The organism is Thermostichus sp. MS-CIW-37 (assembly GCF_054060065.1).
The window spans coordinates 1-19,879 of the sequence record NZ_JBSSCV010000018.1 but is presented as its reverse complement, the minus strand read 5'-3'; the positions used below and the strand labels follow the sequence as shown (position 1 = coordinate 19,879).

The window sequence follows — 19,879 nt, the reverse complement described above, 5'->3', positions numbered from 1 at the left end:
TCCCTACCGGGGGGATCCGGCTGAACGCTAGAGTGGAAGAGGATGCAGGGAGCAAGTGAGTGACCGGATCCCATCTCCGACAATTGGCCCATTATCTGCGCCCCTATCGACGACAGGTGGGGTTGGGCATTGGATCCCTGCTCCTGGTCAATGGCCTGGGGGTGTTCCTGCCCTGGTACGTCAAGCTGGTCATCGATGACCTCAGCCAGAACCTGGCCACTTTGTCGGCCCGGCGCATTGCCCTTTACGCCTTGACGGTGCTGGTCGTCTCCAGCCTGATGATGGGCATTCGCATTGCCTCGCGGGTGTGGATGTTTGGGGTGGGACGGCAGGTGGAGTTTCACCTCAAGCAAGCCATCTTCGAGCATTTGCTCACCCTGCAGCCTTCCTACTTTGCCCAGCAGACCATCGGGGACATTCTCACCCGCATCACCAGCGATGTGGAAAACATCCGCCGCCTGTTGGGCTTTGCCCTACTCAGTTTGGCCAACACGATCTTTGCCTATGCCACCACCTTGCCCGCCATGTTTGGCATTGAGCCCCGCCTCAGCGCACTGGCCCTATCGGTGTTTCCGGTGATGTTGGTCTTGGTCAAGCTGAGCAGTGCCCGCCTGCAGCAGGAGCAGCTCCAGGTGCAGCAGGAGTTGGCAAATCTGAGCGATCTCATCCAAGAAGATCTGAACGGCATCACCGTCATCAAGGTATACGGCCAAGAACAGCACGAGCAGCAGGGGTTTCGCCGCCAGAACCAGCGGCTGCTGCAGGCCAATTTACGCTTAGCCCTCACCCGCAACTTGCTCTTCCCCTCTTTGGTGGCGCTGGTCAGCCTCAGTTTGTTGCTACTGCTGGCGGTGGGGGGGCCGCAGATTGCGGCAGGGACGCTGACCATCGGGGATTTTTCGGCCCTCACCCTCTACGTGGAACGGTTGGTATTTCCCACCGCCCTGCTGGGCTTCACCATCACGGCCTACCAGCGGGGGCAGGTCAGCTTGGAGCGGATCGATGCTCTGTTGGGGGTAGAACCCACCATCCGAGACGCCCCAGGCGCTTTGCCGTTGCCTCTGGAGAGGGTGCAGGGTCGCCTCGAGGCCAGAGGTCTCGCGTTTGCCTTCGCCGGCCCTGCGGCAGCTCCGGCTCTAGAGGATTTGCACTTTTGCATAGAACCGGGCCAGATGGTGGCGGTGGTGGGGCCGATTGGGGCGGGCAAGTCCACTCTGGCCAATGCCCTTCCTCGGCTGCTGGAGATCCAGCCGGGGCAACTGTTTTTGGATGGGCGGGATATCACCCGTCTGCAACTGGGATCCCTGCGGCGGGCCATTGCCTATGTGCCCCAGGAGAGCTTCCTGTTCAGCGCCACGGTCCGGGATAACATTCGCTACGGCAAGCCGGATGCCGAAGATTGGGAGGTGGAATGGGCTGCCAAAGCCGCCCACATCCACGCCGAGATCCTCAACTTTCCCAAGGGCTACGACACTCTGGTGGGAGAGCGGGGCATTACCCTCTCCGGTGGCCAGCGACAGCGGGTGGCCTTGGCCCGGGCTTTGCTGGTGGATGCTCCCATCTTGATCCTGGATGACTCTCTCTCCAGCGTGGACAATCAGACGGCTCAGGCCATTCTTCGCCATCTGCGTCGGGTCACGGCCCAGAAAACGGTGATTCTCATCACCCATCGCCTTACGGCTGCGGTGGAAGCCGATCAGATTTGGGTGATGGACAGGGGCCGCCTCGTGCAGAAGGGATCCCATGCCGAATTGCTGGCGGACGAGAAGGGCCTCTACGCTTCTCTGTGGGCCAAGCAAAAGCTGGAGGAAGCCCTGGCCTAATTTGACGGCGGCAATCCCTGGCCGCTACCCTAACCGGCAAAGCTGTGGGGAGTGGCAACGATGGAAACTGCTGGGATCACTTTGTCCAAATTGCTCCACCAAGCCGGGATCCAGCCCCGATTGGCCCAGGGATCCTTGGAGGGGGTGCAGGTCTGGGGCCTGTGTGCCGACTCCCGCCAGGTGCAGGCCGGGGATCTCTTTCTGGGGATGCCGGGATCCCGCGTGGATGGGGGTTGCTTCGTGGCCCAGGCCCTGGCGGCAGGGGCGGTGGCCGCCCTGATCTCCCAGGAGGCGTGGGAGAGCTTGTCTTCTCAGGAGTTGCTGTTGCAGCAGCCTATCCTGCTTATGCCGCGCGAGGCTCTCCCCAAGGCCGTGGCCCAGGTGGCGGCGGCTTTCTATGGTTTTCCCGCCCGTCAACTGACCTTGGTGGGGGTAACGGGCACCAACGGCAAAACCACCACCACCCATCTCATTGAACATTTGGTGCAGGCTGCCGGTCGCTCCACCGCTTTGCTGGGCACTCTGTACAACCGCTGGCCGGGCCACAGCGAAGTTGCTCCCCACACCACCCTTTTTCCGCCTGAACTGCAGCGCAGCCTCAGGGAAGCCCAGAGAGCCGGGGCGGAGGTGGCGGTGATGGAGGTGAGCTCCCATGCTCTCGCTCAAGATCGGGTGTGGGGGTGTTCCTTTGCCGCTGCCGTCTGGACCAACCTCACCCAGGATCACCTGGACTTTCACCAGACGCTGGAGAACTACTGGCAGGCCAAGGCCACCCTCTTCCGACAGGAATATCTCCAAGGGCGGGCGGTGATCAACGCCGACGATGCCGGGGGACGGCGGCTTTTGCAGGCCATCCAACCCTCTTTGGATCCCTGGGCCTATTCTCTGCAGCCCCTGCAGGGGATCCCCGGCCTCTGGCCCGGCCAAGTTCAACTGCGCCCCACCGGCCTGAGCGCGACCCTGCACACCCCTGCGGGCACGTTTGCCGTGGAGGCCCCCCTGGTGGGATCCTTCAACCTGGCCAACTTGCTGGCGGCGGTGGGGGTGGCGCTGCACTTGGGGATACCGGTGGAGACCATCCAGTCGGCTCTGCCCCATTTTCCAGGGGTGCCGGGGCGGGTGGAGCGGGTGACCCTGCCGGGGCAGGATATCGCGGTGATTGTGGACTATGCCCACACCCCCGACGGGCTGGAAAACCTGCTCAAGGCCCTGCGCTCCCAGGTGCAAGGTCAGCTTATCTGTGTCTTTGGCTGTGGGGGGGATCGGGATCGGGGCAAACGACCGCAGATGGGACGCATTGCCGCCACCTGGGCAGATCAGGTGATTGTTACTTCCGACAACCCCCGCACCGAAGATCCCCAGCAGATCCTGCGGGATATTCTGGCCGGGATCCCTGGATCCCCCAGGGCGGTGGAGGTGGATCGGCGGCAGGCCATTCGCCTGGCCATCCTCGAAGCGCGGCCAGGGGATACAGTGGTGATCGCCGGCAAAGGCCACGAAGACTACCAAATCCTGGGCACCGAGAAGGTTCACTTCGACGACCGGGAAGAAGCCCGTGCCGCCCTGGCCCTGCGCCTGAACAGCCATAGCCCCTCCCGATAAACTCCTCTCTCTCTTCGGAAGAGGGGCTGGGGGTGAGGATTGCCAACAGCAAGTCAAAAGGCTTACAGTTGCCCACATGGGCTACCTAAAGATGGGCTAGACTCAGTACAACGAGAAGCACAAGCCCTATGCCTTCTTCTTCCGTGGATGTTCGCGAGCTACCCCTGTTTCCCTTGCCGGAGGTGGTACTGTTTCCGGGCCGCCCTCTGCCGCTGCACATATTCGAGTACCGCTACCGCATGATGATCAACACCATCCTGGAGACGGATCGCCGCTTTGGGGTGCTGATGTTCAATCCCCAGACGGGATCCCCAGTGCGGGTAGGGTGTTGTGCTGAGGTGTTGCAGGTGCAGCGCTTGCCGGATGACCGTATGGACATTTTGACCTTGGGGCAGCAGCGCTTCCGCGTCTTGGATTACGTGCGGGAAAAACCCTTCCGGGTGGGGCTGGTGGAATGGATTGAGGATGAGCCGACCACCCCTTCCGATGACCTGCAGGGCTGGGTGCGCCAGGTTACCACTCTCCTTCAGGATGTGGTGCGTCTCTCGGGCAAGCTGATGGAGCGGGATGCAGAGTTGCCGGAGCAGCTCCCCACCACTCCCATAGAATTGTCCTACTGGGTGGCCAGCCACTTTCATGGAGCCCCCCAAGAGCAGCAAGCTCTGCTGGAAATGGTCAGTACCGAAAGCCGGCTGCGCCGGGAAGCCGAAATTCTTGAGTCCACCCGCAAGCACTTGGCCGCCCGCACAGCCCTCAAGGATCTGTTCACGGAAATTTCCTGAGGTTCCCGTTAACCGATCAGATTTGCTCCCATCTGTTCGGGTAGCTCTTGTGGGTTCTTCCAGAGGGGACAATTCGGCCTTCTCGGCTCCCTGCAGAAGAGAAAGTTGGGTATACCTTCCCATTTTTCATGCCCTACCCTCGCCGCTACTTGCGCTTTCCCTCTCAGATCCTGGGCCGGGAAATGGAGATGCTCCACTTCGGGCATCACGGCTACCCGCTGATCTGTCTGCCCACCAGCAACGGGCGTTTTTTCGACTTGGAAGATCGCGGCATTATCGCCAGCCTCAGCCATCATCTGGAACAGGGCTATTTGCAGGCTTTTTGCGTGGAAACCCTGGATTGGGAGACCTTTTTCAACCGCGAGCTGGACTTGCCCCAACGTCGGGATCGTTGGCTGTTGTTGGAGCAGCACTGGGTAGAAGAGCTGATCCCCTATGCCAAAGCGGAAGCGCAAAATGAGTTTTTGGTAGTGGCCGGTTTTTCCCTGGGGGCTACCCATGCGGTCAACCTCACCTGTCGGCACCCCGGCTTGGTGCGCCGTTGCTTGGCCCTGGGGGGGCCCTACGATGTGGCGGCTCTCGGCTCCATCACCGGCTGGGATCCCCAACGGGCAGAGCAGGAGCTGTATTTCATCAACCCGCTGGCCTATATGTCCAACATGAGCCGGCAACTCTGGGATCACTTGGGCGGGCGCAACACCGAGCTGAAGCTGCTCACCGCTCGCCACGACCACTGCCTCAGCGACAACCTGCGTCTGGCGGAAGTGCTTAGCCGCAACAACATCCCCCATCAACTGGAGGTATGGGAGGGGGATCACGACTGGCCCACTTGGCAAGCGCAAATCCGCGCCTTCGCGTAGGATCCCTTGCAGGGAATAGCTTTTGACGAGAGAGCTTTGATGATTGAAGACTATTGGGTTGGCAGCCTGCACTTCAGCGAGCCTTTCGGGGACGATACTCTGGCCCGCCTCAACGCACTTCCCCCTGTTCAAGCTCGCAACGGCCAAACTTACAAGATCCGGGCCGAACATGTCACCATTCATGAGGTGAACCTGGATTACCGCACCAAGTATCGCCTGATCCTGGATCGCTTCAGCTACCTTTACCCCCAAGCCATCGGCCTATTCATGGGCTTTGCCTTTCGGGGGGTTTACCTCATCAACAACCCCTTTAGCTTTTATTACTACCTGCGCAACAAAGATGCTGCCTACATGGTGGTCAAAGAGCTGGGGATCTCCATCCCCAAAACTTACATTCTGCCCCCTAAAGAAGCCCCCGCATTGAAAGCAGAAGATTTTAAGTATCACAAGTTTTTCGATTGGCAGGGGATGGCGGAAGATCTGGGCTGGCCAATTGTGATTAAGCCGGCGGAGGGGCGAGAGGCCATTGGAGTAGAAATAGCCCACAACATGGAGCAGCTCCTCTATTTTTACGACCGCTCTGGATCTCAGGTGATGATGATCCAAGAGAAGGTCAAAACCCCTTACCCTTGGCAGATTCGCGCCCTCTGCATTGGCCGAAAGATCATTCCGATCAAGTATATCTTTCGCAAGTTCGATGCCAGCGAATATCTGTTTGATCCAGAATTTCTTACCCCGGAAATGGGCCAGAAAGTCATCAATACCTGTCGGATTATCAATCGAGTTTTGGGCTATGAAATGAACTCGGTGGAGCTATTCATCGACGAGCAGGGAGAGCTCCAGGCCATCGACTTTAACAATCCGGTGCCCGATGGGCGGCTCAAGGCTTTGGGAGAGATCTTCTACAACGATTACCAGCAGGCCCTTTGCGATTTGGTCTTGGACATCGTGCGGGAACAGCGTCCTTTCGACTTCCTGCCCCCAGATATCAACCGCTTTGCTCACATTGCCCGACGGGCTGACCTCACCCGCGAGCAGAAGTTTCAGATGGCTCTGGATTTGGCCAACCGTTACTACGAGCCCAGGGATCCCGATTAAAATCAAACCAGAACCCACAAGTGTGGTTTTCCGCTGGGGAAGTTGTGGACGGGCAAAGGAGCAGCAGCGTGGTTTCCGACCCCGCTTCAGGGTGGTCCATAATCAAGCAGGCGCAGGGATCCTGCCAGGTGCTGCATTTGGCGGCGGGGGATCCCCTCTTGAGTCGGCAAGAGCATTGGGGGCCTTTTCCCAGCCAAGCTGAGGCAATTGCACGGCGGGTTGGTCTGATCCGAGCAGGCAAATGTCAACCGGGTTGAAATGGCGCTGGTGCCACGATATTCGCGAGATCCCAGCAGGGGCCTGGCACGCCTTGCAAACGGAGCGCACCTCTCCTTTTTTGGAATACGAATGGTTGCACAGCCTAGAGAGCTCAGGTTGTGCCAGCCGCAGGACAGGGTGGCTGCCCTGTCACCTGTTGGTGGAGGCAGACGGCCAGTTGATTGCTGCTGCCCCCTTGTATTTGAAAAGCCACAGTCAAGGGGAGTTTGTCTTTGACCAAGAATGGGCTGCAGTTGCCGGCCAATTGGGGGAACGCTACTACCCGAAGTTAATCGGCATGGCCCCCTTCACCCCGGCCACGGGCTATCGCATCCTCGTCCATCCCGAGTATTCGGAAGCAGAGGTGTGGTCGTTGATGCTGGCAGCCATTGACCGGTTTTGCCAAGAAAAAGATATTTCGGTATTTAGCTTGCTTTATGTGGATCTGGACTGGCGGACTCAACTGGAGTCGGATGGATTTACGCCCCGGATCACCCACAACTACCAGTGGCACAACCCCGGCTACCGCTCTTACGAAGACTTTTTGAGCCAGTTCAATGCCAACCAGCGGCGCAACATCAAGCGAGAGCGGGCTGCAATGGAAAAAAGCGGCCTAGAACTCAAGATTTACACAGGAGAGGAGATCACGCCCCGCCTGTTGTCTCTCATGTACGACTTTTACAGCAACACCTGCGCCCAATTTTGGAACTGGAGCAAATATCTCAATCGCCGCTTTTTCGAGTCTCTCTATCCCAACTATCGGGAGCGAGTTGTGCTGGTGGCCGGGGAACGGAATGCAGAAATTGTGGGGATGTCTTTTTGTATTCGTAAGGGAGATCGCCTGTTCGGGCGCTACTGGGGTTGTCGGGAGGAGGTGAAGTTTTTGCACTTTAACGTTTGCTACTACGAGCCCATTGCCCTCGCCATCCGAGAAGGGATCCGCAACTTTGATCCCGGCGCAGGGGGATCCCATAAGATTCGACGGGGATTTCCGGCCACGCCTGTGTACAGCTACCACCGCTTCTATAGCCGAAGGCTGCAACAGGTTTTGGTGCCCTACCTGAACCGGGTTAACCCTCTCATGTTGGCCGAGCTGGAGAACGTGAATCAAAACGAGGTTCCTTTTCGAGAAGATGTTTTGCCTTCTCTATCTGCTTTGACCAAGGAGTGAACCACTTCATTGGATGGGGTTTTCAATCCCGTAAGCAGTTGGCGGCTGACATGCTTTTTGCCTTGCTACAGCTTTTTCCGGCAATGCTGACTCCAGCCAACACGACCTGACCTATGGTTATAGTTATTTCGAATTTCGGCGAAACAGCCTAATGGAACATCCGATCCCTTCCGGCCTTCCTGATCCCGTCAAACCTGGGGATCTTTTGATGTTGGAGATCACGGCCCTGACCCCCCAGGGAGATGGCATTGCCCACACGGTAGGACTTGGACAAGGGCGAGTGGTGTTTGTGTCCCAGGCGGTGCCCGGGGATCAGGTGGTGGCCCAAATAACCGAGATCAAGCGCAACTACTTGGTCGGGCGAATTCGGTCGCTGATTTCTCCCTCTCCCCAACGGGTGCGACCAGCCTGCATTGTGGCGGACAAATGTGGTGGCTGCCAATGGCAACATGTCAGCTATGCCCAGCAATTGGCCACCAAGCAGCAAATCCTCAGGGATGCACTGGAGCGGATTGGCGGTCTGACTCTGCCGCAGCCTGTCCCTATTTTGGGATCCCAGCAGCCGCTGCGCTATCGCAACAAGGTCACCTACCCCATGGCCAAACCGGAGGGCCAGCCCTTGCGCATGGGCTACTACCAACGGGGCAGCCACCGCCTGGTGAACCTCAACCAATGCCCCGTGCAAGACGAGCGGCTGGACGTGTTCCTGAGGGAAATCAAGCGCGATCTTCAAGAGACGGGCTGGAGTGTGTATGACGAAAGTCGTCACCAGGGTCATCTCCGCCACTTGGGTTTGCGCATCGGTCGCCGCACCCGCGAGGTGCTTCTTACCTTGGTCAGTTGCAGTCGTCGCCTGCCCCATCTGGAAAGCTGGGCCGAACGCTGGATGCAGCGCTACCCCGACCTGGTGGGGGTCTGTCTCAATCTCAACTCGGCTCGTACCAATGCCATCTTCGGCCCGGAGACTGAGGTCATTGCCGGTCGAGGGGCTCTGCGGGAGGAATTTGCCGGTTTTTCCCTCTGGATCGACAGCACCTCTTTCTTCCAGGTCAACACAGAGCAAGCAGAAGCCTTTTTCACCTGGATAGCCGACCAACTAAACCTGCGGGGAGAAGAGACCATCCTGGATGCCTACTGTGGCATCGGCACCTTAACCTTGCTGCTGGCCCAACGGGCGAAACGGGCGATGGGGGTGGAAGCCTTGCCGGAAGCAGTGGCCCAAGCCCGCTACAATGCCCAGTTCAACGGTATCGCTTCGGCCCAATTTTTCCAGGGCACGGTGGAACAGGTTTTGCCAACCCTGCCCCCTGCCGACATTGTGGTGCTGGATCCGCCGCGGCGCGGCTGCGACCGCCAAGTGCTCGAGACCTTAAAGCTGCGGCGACCACCGCGCATCGTTTACATTAGCTGTCACCCTGCCACTTTGGCGCGAGACTTACAGGTCTTATTGGCAGAGGGCTCCTATCGCCTCACCCAATGGCGGGCGGCTGACTTCTTTCCCCAAACCGGGCACGTGGAGGGGGTGGCCTTTCTGGAGCGAGTTTGAATTGGAAAGGATCACGCACCTTGGCAAGACCTCAGTCGCCCAGCACTGTGCAGCGGAGCAAAAGATACAGTCGTTTCGCCTATTTCCTTTCTTCCCTTGAGAGAGGGGCCAGGGGTGGTCGCGTTGGCGGCGCGGAGCGCTTGGGAGCGGATCCACCGGTTGGGAAAGGGGTGGCAAATGCTAATGTCAGAGTAGGGATCTTTCCGCTGGGCAAGGGATCCCGTTACCCTGGTTTTTGGCTTTTTCTCCGAGATCTGGATGTTGAGAGCTGGAATTGTCGGCCTGCCCAACGTAGGCAAATCTACCTTGTTCAACGCCCTCTGTGAAAATGCCAAAGCCGAGGCGGCCAACTTTCCCTTCTGCACCATTGAGCCGAATGTGGGGCGGGTGGCGGTGCCCGACGAGCGCTTGCAGGTGCTGGCCAAGATCAGCGGTTCTGCCGAGATCATCCCCAGCCAAATCGAGTTTGTGGATATTGCCGGGCTGGTGGCCGGAGCCAGCAAAGGGGAGGGTCTGGGCAACCAGTTTCTCTCCCACATTCGCCAGGTGGACGCCGTGGTGCATGTGGTGCGCTGCTTCCAGGACGAGAACATTGTGCATGTGGCCGGATCGGTGGATCCCTTGCGGGATATCGGGGTGATCAACCTGGAGCTGGCCCTGGCGGATCTGGCCCAGATCGAGCGGCGCATAGAGCGGGTGCGCAAGCAGGCCAAGTCCGACAAAACCGCCCAACTGGAGTTGCAGGCTCTGGAACAATTACAGGCTGCCTTGGACGAGGGCAAGCCGGCTCGCCTGGTACCCCTCAGCCCAGAAGAAGAGCAGTTGATCAAAGGATTGGGGCTGCTCACCCGCAAAAAAGTCATCTACGCCGCCAATGTGGCGGAAACGGATCTGGCCAGCGGCAATGCCTGGGTGGAGCAGGTGCGGCAATTTGCCGAGGCGGAAGGGGCAGGGGTGGTGGTGGTCTCAGCCCAGGTGGAGGCGGAACTGGTGGAGCTGCCCCCCGACGAGCGACAGGCCTATCTGGATTCGTTGGGGGTGAAAGAAGGCGGGCTGAAATCCCTAATCCGGGCCACCTACGAGCTGTTGGGCTTGCGCACCTACTTTACCTCTGGCCCCAAAGAAACCCGCGCTTGGACGATCCCCGTCGGAGCTACAGCTCCTCAGGCAGCCGGGGTGATCCACTCCGATTTTGAGCGGGGCTTCATCCGGGCCGAGACGGTGGCCTATGCCGATCTGGTGGCGGCGGGATCCCTGAATGCCGCCAAAGAAAAGGGCCTGCTGCGCAGCGAAGGCAAAGACTACGTCGTCCAGGAAGGGGACGTGATGCACTTCCGCTTCAATGTCTAGTTCCCTATCCTCCTGCATCTCTCAGGCAAGCTGGGTTTTCTCAGAAACTGAAGACTTGCTCCCTGTCTTTAGGCAAAAAGACTTAACCCGCCCTGGACAAGGGATCCCAGCTTGGCGCCTTAGCTCCAGTTGGGTCTGAGAAGCAGCCCTTTCCTGAGAGAACTGTTGACGCTGTAACGAAACATCACAATAATTGGACTAGATAAACAAATGTTTTAGGGATGTATTGATGGATCTGCTGCAATACGGCCCGATGGCCTGGGTTTACATGGCAATCTTTGCCTCTATCATTTGGTGCATCTGGGGTCGTTCGGAAGACGACATCATGTTCTAGCCAGAGCGGGAGAGCTTCCTCTGTCGGCGGGGGCCATTCCTTGCGCTTGAGCCGGCAGGGGCAGCCTTTCACCAATCGTGGCTCTGTAAGGACGTTGTAAAAAATTTTGTAGAATCCTGTTGGGCTTGCGCCAGCCTTGGGATTGACGGCAATACCATCCTAGGCAGTGGGAGACTTTTCCCCCTGCTTTTGCAACACGGCAGCCTGCAGCGGTTATGGGTGTTACCAGCTTGATCTCCCGACGTCCTCTGCCTGGGGCAGAACAGACGCCAGAGGGCTACCGTCTTTCTTGGCGGGGCGTTGGGGTGATGGGGGTGCTAAACGTTACCCCCGACAGCTTCAGCGATGGCGGCCTGTGGGGATCTGCAGAAGCGGCTGTGCAGTCAGCCAAAGCCATGGCAGCGGCAGGGGCCTTGATCGTGGATATTGGCGGCGAGTCCACCCGTCCGGGAGCGGAGCCGGTATCAGTGGAGGTGGAATGCGACCGAGTCTTGCCCGTGATCCGGGCCCTGGAAGGATCCGGGATCCCCATCAGCATCGACACCCGCAAGCCGGAGGTGGCAGCGGCGGCTTTGGCTGCCGGCGCCCACTTGGTGAACGACGTAACCGGGCTGCGGGATCCCCAAATGATACAGGTCTGTGCTGAGGCGGGGGTGCCGGCGGTGATCATGCACATGCGGGGAGAGCCGCGCACCATGCAGCAGCAGACCGACTATGCTGACCTGGAGGGGGAGGTTTTCGGTTTCCTCAGGGAACAGGCGGAGCGGGCTCTGGCGGCGGGCGTGCCCAGCGTTGTTTTGGATCCGGGCTTAGGCTTTGCCAAAACTGCCGAGCAGAATGTAGTCCTGCTTAAAGCCCTACCGCGGCTGGTGGCCTACGGCTACCCGGTCTTGGTGGGGGCCTCCCGCAAAAGTTTTGTGGGTAAGCTTTCCGGCATTGCCGTACCTAATCAGCGAGACAGCGCCAGCGTGGCCGTGCACCTGTTTGCAGCCAGCCGGGGGGCTGCCCTGGTACGGGTTCACAACGTGCCGGCTCATGTTTCCGCCCTTGCCACTTGGGAAGCTCTGCACCATGATGCAGGGTAGGCTGGTGCTGCAGGGCCTCGTCTTTCATGCCTATCACGGCCACTGCCCGGAGGAAGCAGTTTTGGGTGGGCGTTTTGTGGTGGACGTGGAGATGCGGCTTTCCCTAGCCGAGATCCAAGATGACCTCTCGCGCACGGTGGACTACGCCCAGGTGTACGAGAGGGTGCGGCAGGAGGTGACCGGCCAACGCTACCGCTTGGTCGAGACCTTGGCGGATCAGATCGCAGAGCGGCTGTGGCAGAGCTATCCCCAACTGGAGGCCCTAACTGTGCGGGTTCACAAGCCCCATGCTCCCCTGCCGGGGCTGTTCGAGGATGTTTACGTCGAGGTCGACCGCCGGCGAGCCGTAAGCAGGGCGGAAGCCTCATGAATCGTGACCTGGCCTATGTTGCCCTGGGAAGCAACCTGGGGAATCCGCTGCAGCAGTTGCGCTTGGCTGTGCAGAAGTTGCGCCGGTTGGGAGAGGTGGTGGCCTGTTCCAGTCTCTACCGCAGCCCAGCCCAAGGGGGGCCACCCGGACAGCCTGACTACCTTAACGCAGTGGTGGCGTTGGATCCCTTTCCCCCCTACCGGTCTCCCCTGGAGTTGCTCGGGGCGCTGCTGGCCATCGAGCAGGAGGCAGGACGGGTGCGGCGCATCCGCTGGGAGGCCAGAACCCTGGATTTGGATCTGCTGGCCATGGGCAGCCGCATCCTGAACAGCCCTGAGCTGACGTTGCCCCACCCCCGCATGATGGAACGTGCTTTTGTCTTAGCTCCCTTGGGGGAGATCGCTCCCGACTGGCGTCACCCTGAGACCGGTGTGGGGGTCAAAGAGGCACTCATCAGTTTGGATCAGTCCTGGCTGGAGCGCACAACCCTCGGCTGGGAGTAAGAAAGAGTTTGGTAAGCTGGTTAGGGATTTCGGCAAAAGGGATCCCATGGACAGCCTCCAACTCTGGCAGCGCTACTGCGATTGGCTTTACTACCATCCCGGCCTGGAGATTTTCGTCGATATCAGCCGCATCCGTTTCACTCCCCCTCAGGTGGAAGCGCTACGGCCTCGCTTTGCCCAGGCTTTTGCCGATATGCAGGCTTTGGAGGCAGGAGCCATTGCCAACCCCGACGAAGGCCGCCAGGTGGGCCACTATTGGCTGCGGGCGCCCGAGCTGGCTCCCACCCCTGAAATCCGGCAGGCCATTCAGGATTCCATTGAGCGAGTGGAAACCTTTGCCGAAAAGATCCATCGCGGAACCATCCCGGCCAGCGGGGGGGGACGGTTCACCGAGCTGCTCTGCATCGGCATTGGCGGCTCAGCTCTGGGGCCGCAATTTGTGGCGGAGGCCCTGGCTCCGCTGCACCCCCCTCTGAATATCCACTTCATCGACAATACGGATCCCGACGGGTTTGACCGGGTGCTGGGGCGGCTGGCCAACAAACTGGGGCAAACCCTGGTGATCACCACCTCCAAATCCGGCGGCACCCCAGAGCCCCGCAATGGCTTGGTGGAGGTGAAGCTGGCCTACCAAAAGGCTGGGATCCCTTTTTCTGCCCATGCGGTGGCCATCACCGGCCCCGGCAGCCAATTGGAGCAGCAGGCGCGGCAGGAGGGGTGGTTGGAGGTCTTCCCCATCTTCGACTGGGTGGGGGGGCGCACCTCCGAAACGTCCCCGGTGGGCCTGTTGCCGGCAGCGTTGCAGGGCATCGATATCCGGGCTTTGCTGGCCGGGGCAGCCACCATGGATGAGGCCACCCGCCTGCCCCACCTGGAGCGCAATCCCGCCGCTCTGCTGGCCATGGCCTGGTACATCGTCGGTCAAGGCCAAGGGCGCAAGGACATGGTGGTTTTGCCCTACAAGGATCGCCTGCTGCTGTTTAGCCGTTACTTACAACAGTTGGTGATGGAATCCCTGGGCAAATCCCACGATCTAAACGGCAACCGTGTGGAGCAGGGCATCGCCGTTTACGGCAACAAGGGCACCACCGACCAACATGCCTACGTCCAGCAGTTGCGGGATGGTTTGAACAACTTCTTTGTGACTTTCATCGAGGTGCTCCAGGATCGGGAGCCTGGGATCCCTTCCCCCTGCGTGGAGCCGCAGGTGACCAGTGGTGACTACCTGAGCGGCCTGCTGCAGGGTACCCGCCAGGCCCTCTACGAAAACGGTCGCGACTCCATTACCGTAACGCTGCCACGGGTAGATGCCCGCTCGGTGGGGGCCTTGATCGCCCTCTACGAACGAGCCGTGGGCCTCTACGCCTCCCTAATTCAGATCAACGCTTACCATCAACCGGGGGTGGAAGCAGGCAAGAAAGCCGCCAGCGCTGTCTTGGAGCTGCAACGGCGATTGCTAGAGACGGTGCAGGAGCACCAGGGATCCCTGACTTTGCCCCAACTGGCAGAGAAACTGGGCTGCCCGGAGCGCATAGAAACCCTGTACTGGATTGTGCGGCACCTACACGCCAATGGCCGCGGAGTCCTGTTGACAGGGGATCCCGCCTGCCCCTTGGAGCTGAACATCCAGCCTCGGCCTGCTTGAGCCTCGAGTTTCCTGGAGCAAGTGCGGAGAGCAGGCTTGAGTTGGTCAATCTGTACCTCGCCTTAAGCCCTTCCCGGCCAGCCGACCCCCCTGCCTAGAATCGAGCAAGAGTCCACTCCAGGAGGAGACTATGGATCAATCTGCTGCCGTCCTGCCCCTACAAACCCCGAAAGATGTCTCCATCGAAGATATTGAGCAGGAGCTGAACAAGATCTGGTCTTCCAAAGGAGAGAGCGTTGCCGCCCGCGCTGCCACCTTTACCCTGGTGGTGTACGAATCTCTGGACGATGCGCTGTTGCTGCCTTCCCCCACCGTCGAAGCCATCGCCACCCAGAACCCCTGTCGCGTCATTGACCTGCGCGCCAAACGAGAGGGATCCCCAGACGATGCCATCGAGGCCCAGGTGGCCGCCTATTGCCCGGTGACCCGCGAGCAGCGCAGCTCGTTGGTCTGTTGCGAATACATCACCCTGAAAGCGCCCGAATCGGCCTTTGTGCGGGCCTGCAGCACGGTCGCCTCGCTGCTGATCCCCAACTTGCCCACCTTTTTGTGGTGGCAGGGGGATCTGGATCTGAACAGCTTGCTGTTTCAAAAATTGGTGGCCCTGAGCAATCGGGTCATTGTCGATTCGCGGGGCTTTGTCAATCCAGAAGAAGATCTGCAGGAAATCCACCTCTTGGTGGGTGAGGGGCGCCACTGTGGGGATCTCAACTGGCGGCGGCTGCTGCCTTGGCAGGAACTCACCGCCCAAGCCTTTGACCCTCCCGACCGGCGAGAGTCCCTCTACCTTGTGGATCGTGTGAACCTCGACTACAAAGCCGGCAATCCCTGCCAGGCGTTCCTCTTCCTGGGCTGGCTGGCCGGTCGCCTGGGGTGGACTCCCACAGAGCGGGTTCAGGCTCAGGAGCACGATTACCAGATCGACCGTATCCGCTTGCAAACCCAAAGGGGCGGCGAGGTGATGGCAGAACTGGCGGCTGTGCCCTTGGCCTCGGAAATCAGCCAGCCGGGGGATCTCATCGGGCTGCGCCTCACCTCCAGCAACCAGGAAGCCGACGCCTGTACCGTGCTGTGCTCCGAAACCACAGGGTGTATGCGCATGGAAGCCATGGGGGGCGCTCAGAGGTGCGTGATTCGCCAGGTGGCTCCCCTGGAGCAGGACTCCCTCGACACCCTGCTGGCTGCCGAGTTGCAGCGGCTTGGTCCCGACTACCTCTACGAAGAAACCCTAGGGGTGGTGGATCAGATGCTGAAGCTGGGCAAAAGCTGAGATCCGCTTCTGTTTCAAGGCAGCTCCACCGACGTGGGCTTGGAAGCATGGGGCAGTCCCCACCCCAATTTCTCGCGCATAACGCGGAAAAATTCCGGTCGGCGCAGGCGCATCAAATCCGTCCAATAGGGGGCACGTACCACCCGAATCTGGTCTTCCGGCATGATATAGCAGCCGGCATTCCCATCCACCACCAAAACCAGCGGCTGAGGGGTAACGGGGCTAATCCACACCTCCTCCGAATCGGGAAAGACCAAGGCCCGCGAGGCCATGGAATGGGGGCAGATGGGGATCAACTGCAAAACCGGCACCCCCGGTGTGATCACCGGCCCACCCGCCGAGAGGGCATAAGCCGTCGAGCCGGTGGGAGTAGCCAAAATCACTCCGTCGGCAGCCACATCCAGAGGTGAGTGATCCCCGATGGTGATCTCGAAATGGCACATGCTGGTCAAAGGCTCGCGGTGCAGCACCATCTCGTTTAAGCTCAAGACCTCCCAGCGCAATTCCTGCCCTCGGTAGGCTTGCACCAGCAACATGCTGCGGCGATCCAGGGTGTATTCCCCGGCAATGGCGGCGCTGGCTGCCTCCTCTAGATGAGAAAGGTAGGTCTCCGTCAGAAAGCCCAGGTGGCCCGTGTTCACCGCCAACAGGGGGATCCCTTTGGGGGCCAGTTGCCGCGCTGCTGCCAAGACGGTGCCATCTCCCCCCAACACCACTGCAAACTTCATGGTTTGATCAAATCCAGCCGGGGCCAGGCTATCTACTCTGGTCAGGCAGATGGGGCTGTCGGGCTTGGCATAGCCGAGGATACCGCCCCAGTTGGGGGCCACACAGACTTCCCAGCCCTGCTCCTGAAACCAGCGGGCTAGGGTTTCGCTGCTGCGTTTGGCGGCGGGTTTGGCGTCGTTGTAGAGGATCCCGGCTTTGGGCTTGGTCATGGGCAATGGGAAGGCAGAGGTGCCAAAACTCTATCAGTTCTGCAGGCCCTTCTGCTGGCTAGGTGATCCATTCCCCAATTTCTGCGCTCCTCTAGCGGGCCAAGTACCGTTCCAAGCGCCCCTGGAAAAACGACAAGATCAACGTCAGCAGCCAGTACCACAGCGCTGCCACCACCAAAGCCTCAAAAAAATGTTGGCGCGGCAAACCCGCCTGTCGAGCCCGGCCCATCAACTCCTGCAAAGCAATGGCGCTGGCCAGGGCAGTGTCTTTCTGCATGGCGATGAATTGGTTGCCAATGTCCGGTAAGACAATTCGAAAAGCTTGCGGCAGAACAATGCACCATAGGGTTTGCCAAGGCTTAAGCCCTAGGGCATAGGCGGCTTCCCGCTGCCCGACGGGAATGGCTTGGATCCCGGCCCGGAAGATCTCGCTCATGTAGGCGCCATAGTTCAGGCTCAAGGCCAGCACCGCCGAAGTAAACGAGCCGAACACCAGGCCCAGTTGCGGCAAAGCCTGGTAGATGAACAAAAACTGCAGAAATAGAGGTGTGCCTCGCATCAACGAGACATACAGAGCGGAGAGGCTGCTCAGAGGGGCAATCTGGGAGAGGCCCGCCAGTGCCGACAAAAAGGCCAAGGTGGTGGCACAGAGGATGGAGACCAAGGACAGTTGAAAAGTAGTGCCCACCCCTTGCGAGATGAACCACCACCACTCGCGCACAAAGTTGCCGTTGAGACGCAAGGTACGGATGGGGATCCCGGCCAACTCCAACTGTACCCCGCTGAAGGTGAACACCAACAACAGCAGCCACAAAACCAACCACAACCCCTGGGCCACCGGGAACGGGATCCCTTTTCGAATCCGGGGCGGTGGGTAAATGGGCTGCTCCAGTGGGATAGAGTCTTTGCTCACTCAGCTTTTTTCGTCAGATCAATGCCGTAATACCGCTTCGAGAGGGCTGTTAGCGTGCCGTCCGCATGCATGGATTCTAAGATTTCGTTAATTTTGGCTTGCAAGCTCTCGGAAGGGGCAGGGCTGGAGCGATCCAAGGCCACAGCCAAGGCTTCATAGTAGACCGGATCCCCCAGAGTTTTCAGGGGCAGTCCTTCCCGAATGGCGTTTTCAGCCGTCGGCAAAGCTGTCAAGACTGCATCCAGGCGGGTGCCATCCCCCAGTGCCAAATCCTGCAGAGCCAGGCTATCGGTGTCGTAGATGCGAATGTCCACCCGCGGGGCCGGAACTTGGATGGTCTCTCCTTCCAGAGTGAGGTTGCCCTCCAGGTAGGCTTGGTAGGTGGTGGCGGTGCCCACCCCAACTCGCTTTCCTTCCAAAGCGGCGATATCGGTCAAGGTCGAGGCTTGGTGGACCACGAAGCTGGCGGGGGTGTAGTAGTAGGGAATGGTAAACAGCAGAGCTTTCTGGCGCTCGGCAGTCACGGTCATCGACCCGACATTGACATCCCAGCGGCCATTCCAAGATCCGGCGGTGATGACATCGAAGTTGATATCCAGAAACTCAGCCTCTACCCCCAAGCGCCTGGCAATCTCGCGCGCCACATCCACATCAAATCCTTCCCAAGTGCCGTCAGGGTTGCGGTAGCTCTGAGGACGGTAATTGGAGTCGGTGGAAACCCGGAGTACCCCGCGCTCTTGAATTTGAGCCAACAGGTCTCTGCTTTGGGCCAGCAGGGATCCCTGGTGTGCACTTAAAGCCCAGCATCCGGCCAGGGTCAAGAAAAGGGCTTGTAGGGATCGGCGTCGAGAAACAGACATCGGCAAAACCTCAGATGAAGGTGAAGGGCAAACCCATTGGAATCCATCCAAGCTATCCAAGGCTGTCACAATTCCCGTTGCAAGGTAGTATCACCTGACACTGCCGCTTTGGGTGGCTATTCCCGACTGGGGCGAGCGGGTCGCAATTCTCCAAACATGCTCTAAAAAAGGCAAATCAACTGTCTCAGGATTGAGCTTATGAATCCCAATTGAGATTGAAATATCTCCTCCAGAAAGGCATCCCCTGAGACTTGCGATCAAGACTCGTGCTGTGTTGCCCGGGGGGGCAATCCGTATCCCTCTGTGGGCAACGGAGAATCGACGTTCTGGGTAGCAGAAAACATTTGGCTCGACCCAATGGATCCCCCTTAGCAATTGGGCGGAGAGGATGTCAATATCTTTGGAAGAGAACGGGGTTGAGGGTGGTTATGCAAGCGGTGATCTTGGCGGGTGGGAAAGGAACTCGTTTACGGCCTTTTACCTTTTTGCAGCCTAAGCCTTTGTTGCCCCTTTTGGATGTGCCCTTTTTGGAGTGGCTGATCGGGCGCTGCCGCCGAGCCGGCCTGACAGATATTTTGCTCAGCGTGGGTTATCTGGGCCAACAAATTGAGGCTGCTCTGGGAGATGGCGCTGCTTTGGGGGTGAAGCTCCGCTACATTCCTGAAGAGACGCCTTTGGATACGGCAGGAGCTTTGGTGCTGGCTCAGCCCTATTTCACCGGGGATCCCTTGGTGGTTTTCAATGCCGACATCCTCACGGATCTGGATTTGCAGGCGTTGATGCAATGTCATGTGCAGAGCAAGGCCATTGCCACCCTCACCCTCGCCCGCGTGGAAGATATCACCGCCTATGGCCTGGTGGAAGTTGGGGAAGGGGGCCAGATCCAATCTTTTCGGGAAAAACCCACCCCTGCAGAAGCCCTCACCCTCACCACCGACACGATCAACGCCGGCACCTATGTCTTGGATCCGGCCATTTTTAAAGACTACCCCAGTGGGGATCCCCTCAGCTTTGAGCGGCGTATCTTCCCCGATTTGCTCAGGCAAGGGCAACGGATGCAAGCTTATCTCCACGCAGGCTACTGGCGGGATCTGGGCACGCCGGCCAGCTACTACCACGGCCAACTGGACATTCTTCTGGGCCGAATGACGGATTTTCCCTTAGAAAATGTGCAGCAACAGGCGCCGGGGATATGGGTGCACAAAACGGCTGAGATCCATCCCAGCGCTCAACTGCACGCCCCCTGCTACATCGGCGCCCACACCCGTTTGGGATCCCAAGCTCAGATTCCAGCAGGCACCATCCTCGGCAGCCACAGCTGGGTGAATGGATCCCTGCAGCCGGGAGCCTACGGGCCGAGAGTCCTGGTAGTGTAGGTTAACAAAGGAGGGGCGCGGGGAGCTATAAGTCCCGCCCTGTATGCAAAGCATCAGCGTCGGGATACATGGACTCCCCGCACTTGTCGATTCTC

At 59.3% G+C, this 19,879-nt stretch carries 18 protein-coding genes; 15 read left to right on the top strand and 3 right to left on the bottom strand.

Annotated elements, in window-relative coordinates; translation table 11 throughout:
- The first annotated feature begins 59 nt into the window (after positions 1–59).
- The 14 genes from ACVWYZ_RS09280 to ACVWYZ_RS09215 all read left to right on the top strand — a co-directional run bounded on the left by ACVWYZ_RS09280 (position 60) and on the right by ACVWYZ_RS09215 (position 15,697).
- Positions 60–1,823, top strand: a complete 1,764-nt coding sequence (locus tag ACVWYZ_RS09280; protein WP_457466876.1) for an ABC transporter ATP-binding protein — start codon at positions 60–62, stop codon at positions 1,821–1,823.
- A 60-nt stretch (positions 1,824–1,883) separates the two neighbouring features.
- Positions 1,884–3,425 (top strand): UDP-N-acetylmuramoyl-L-alanyl-D-glutamate--2,6-diaminopimelate ligase, encoded by a 1,542-nt coding sequence (locus tag ACVWYZ_RS09275; RefSeq protein WP_457466875.1) that lies wholly within the window; start codon positions 1,884–1,886, stop codon positions 3,423–3,425.
- A 128-nt stretch (positions 3,426–3,553) separates the two neighbouring features.
- A complete protein-coding gene (locus tag ACVWYZ_RS09270) occupies positions 3,554–4,207 on the top strand; it encodes an LON peptidase substrate-binding domain-containing protein (protein ID WP_414355826.1) in 654 nt (217 codons plus the stop codon).
- A 128-nt stretch (positions 4,208–4,335) separates the two neighbouring features.
- Positions 4,336–5,067, top strand: coding sequence for an alpha/beta hydrolase-fold protein (locus tag ACVWYZ_RS09265; RefSeq protein ID WP_457466874.1), 732 nt, complete (start codon positions 4,336–4,338; stop codon positions 5,065–5,067).
- Positions 5,068–5,106: 39 nt separating this feature from the next.
- Entirely contained in the window at positions 5,107–6,165 is a 1,059-nt protein-coding gene (locus ACVWYZ_RS09260; RefSeq protein ID WP_414350608.1) for an ATP-grasp domain-containing protein, read from the top strand.
- Positions 6,166–6,233: 68 nt separating this feature from the next.
- Entirely contained in the window at positions 6,234–6,422 is a 189-nt protein-coding gene (locus ACVWYZ_RS09255; RefSeq protein WP_414350610.1) for a hypothetical protein, read from the top strand.
- Entirely contained in the window at positions 6,407–7,594 is a 1,188-nt protein-coding gene (locus tag ACVWYZ_RS09250) for a GNAT family N-acetyltransferase (RefSeq protein ID WP_414428191.1), read from the top strand. The genes ACVWYZ_RS09255 and ACVWYZ_RS09250 overlap by 16 nt, the downstream gene beginning before the upstream one ends.
- A 151-nt stretch (positions 7,595–7,745) precedes the next feature.
- The gene (gene rlmD / locus ACVWYZ_RS09245; protein WP_457466873.1) at positions 7,746–9,140 is read left to right on the top strand and encodes a 23S rRNA (uracil(1939)-C(5))-methyltransferase RlmD; all 1,395 of its coding nucleotides are present in this window, start codon (positions 7,746–7,748) and stop codon (positions 9,138–9,140) included.
- 258 nt (positions 9,141–9,398) lie between these two features.
- Positions 9,399–10,490, top strand: a complete 1,092-nt coding sequence (ychF, locus tag ACVWYZ_RS09240; RefSeq protein WP_011434459.1) for a redox-regulated ATPase YchF — start codon at positions 9,399–9,401, stop codon at positions 10,488–10,490.
- A 549-nt stretch (positions 10,491–11,039) separates the two neighbouring features.
- Positions 11,040–11,909: a dihydropteroate synthase gene (gene folP, locus ACVWYZ_RS09235; RefSeq protein WP_457466872.1), complete on the top strand. Its 870-nt coding sequence runs from the start codon at positions 11,040–11,042 to the stop codon at positions 11,907–11,909.
- Positions 11,896–12,279: a dihydroneopterin aldolase gene (gene folB / locus ACVWYZ_RS09230; protein ID WP_414400594.1), complete on the top strand. Its 384-nt coding sequence runs from the start codon at positions 11,896–11,898 to the stop codon at positions 12,277–12,279. The genes folP and folB overlap by 14 nt, the downstream gene beginning before the upstream one ends.
- Positions 12,276–12,782 carry a 2-amino-4-hydroxy-6-hydroxymethyldihydropteridine diphosphokinase gene (folK, locus tag ACVWYZ_RS09225; protein WP_457466871.1) on the top strand — a complete coding sequence of 169 codons (507 nt, stop codon included), beginning with the start codon at positions 12,276–12,278 and terminating at the stop codon, positions 12,780–12,782. Before folB ends, folK begins: the two co-directional genes overlap by 4 nt.
- Positions 12,783–12,828: 46 nt before the next feature.
- Entirely contained in the window at positions 12,829–14,427 is a 1,599-nt protein-coding gene (locus ACVWYZ_RS09220; RefSeq protein WP_457466870.1) for a glucose-6-phosphate isomerase, read from the top strand.
- A gap of 130 nt (positions 14,428–14,557) precedes the next feature.
- Entirely contained in the window at positions 14,558–15,697 is a 1,140-nt protein-coding gene (locus ACVWYZ_RS09215; RefSeq protein WP_457466869.1) for a glucose-6-phosphate dehydrogenase assembly protein OpcA, read from the top strand.
- 14 nt (positions 15,698–15,711) lie between these two features.
- Here ACVWYZ_RS09215 and ACVWYZ_RS09210 read toward each other — a convergent pair whose 3' ends face one another.
- The 3 genes from ACVWYZ_RS09210 to ACVWYZ_RS09200 form a co-directional block, all read right to left on the bottom strand.
- A complete protein-coding gene (locus ACVWYZ_RS09210) occupies positions 15,712–16,635 on the bottom strand; it encodes an NAD(+) kinase (RefSeq protein WP_414355837.1) in 924 nt (307 codons plus the stop codon).
- A 91-nt stretch (positions 16,636–16,726) separates the two neighbouring features.
- A complete protein-coding gene (locus ACVWYZ_RS09205; protein ID WP_414375079.1) occupies positions 16,727–17,548 on the bottom strand; it encodes an amino acid ABC transporter permease in 822 nt (273 codons plus the stop codon).
- On the bottom strand, positions 17,545–18,408 hold the full coding sequence (locus tag ACVWYZ_RS09200) for an ABC transporter substrate-binding protein (RefSeq protein ID WP_457466868.1): 864 nt from the start codon (positions 18,406–18,408) through the stop codon (positions 17,545–17,547). The genes ACVWYZ_RS09205 and ACVWYZ_RS09200 overlap by 4 nt, the downstream gene beginning before the upstream one ends.
- Before the next feature lie 428 nt (positions 18,409–18,836).
- On the opposite strand from ACVWYZ_RS09200, the gene ACVWYZ_RS09195 reads away from it, so the two are divergent.
- Positions 18,837–19,784, top strand: a complete 948-nt coding sequence (locus ACVWYZ_RS09195; protein WP_457466867.1) for a sugar phosphate nucleotidyltransferase — start codon at positions 18,837–18,839, stop codon at positions 19,782–19,784.
- The last annotated feature ends 95 nt before the right edge of the window (positions 19,785–19,879 follow it).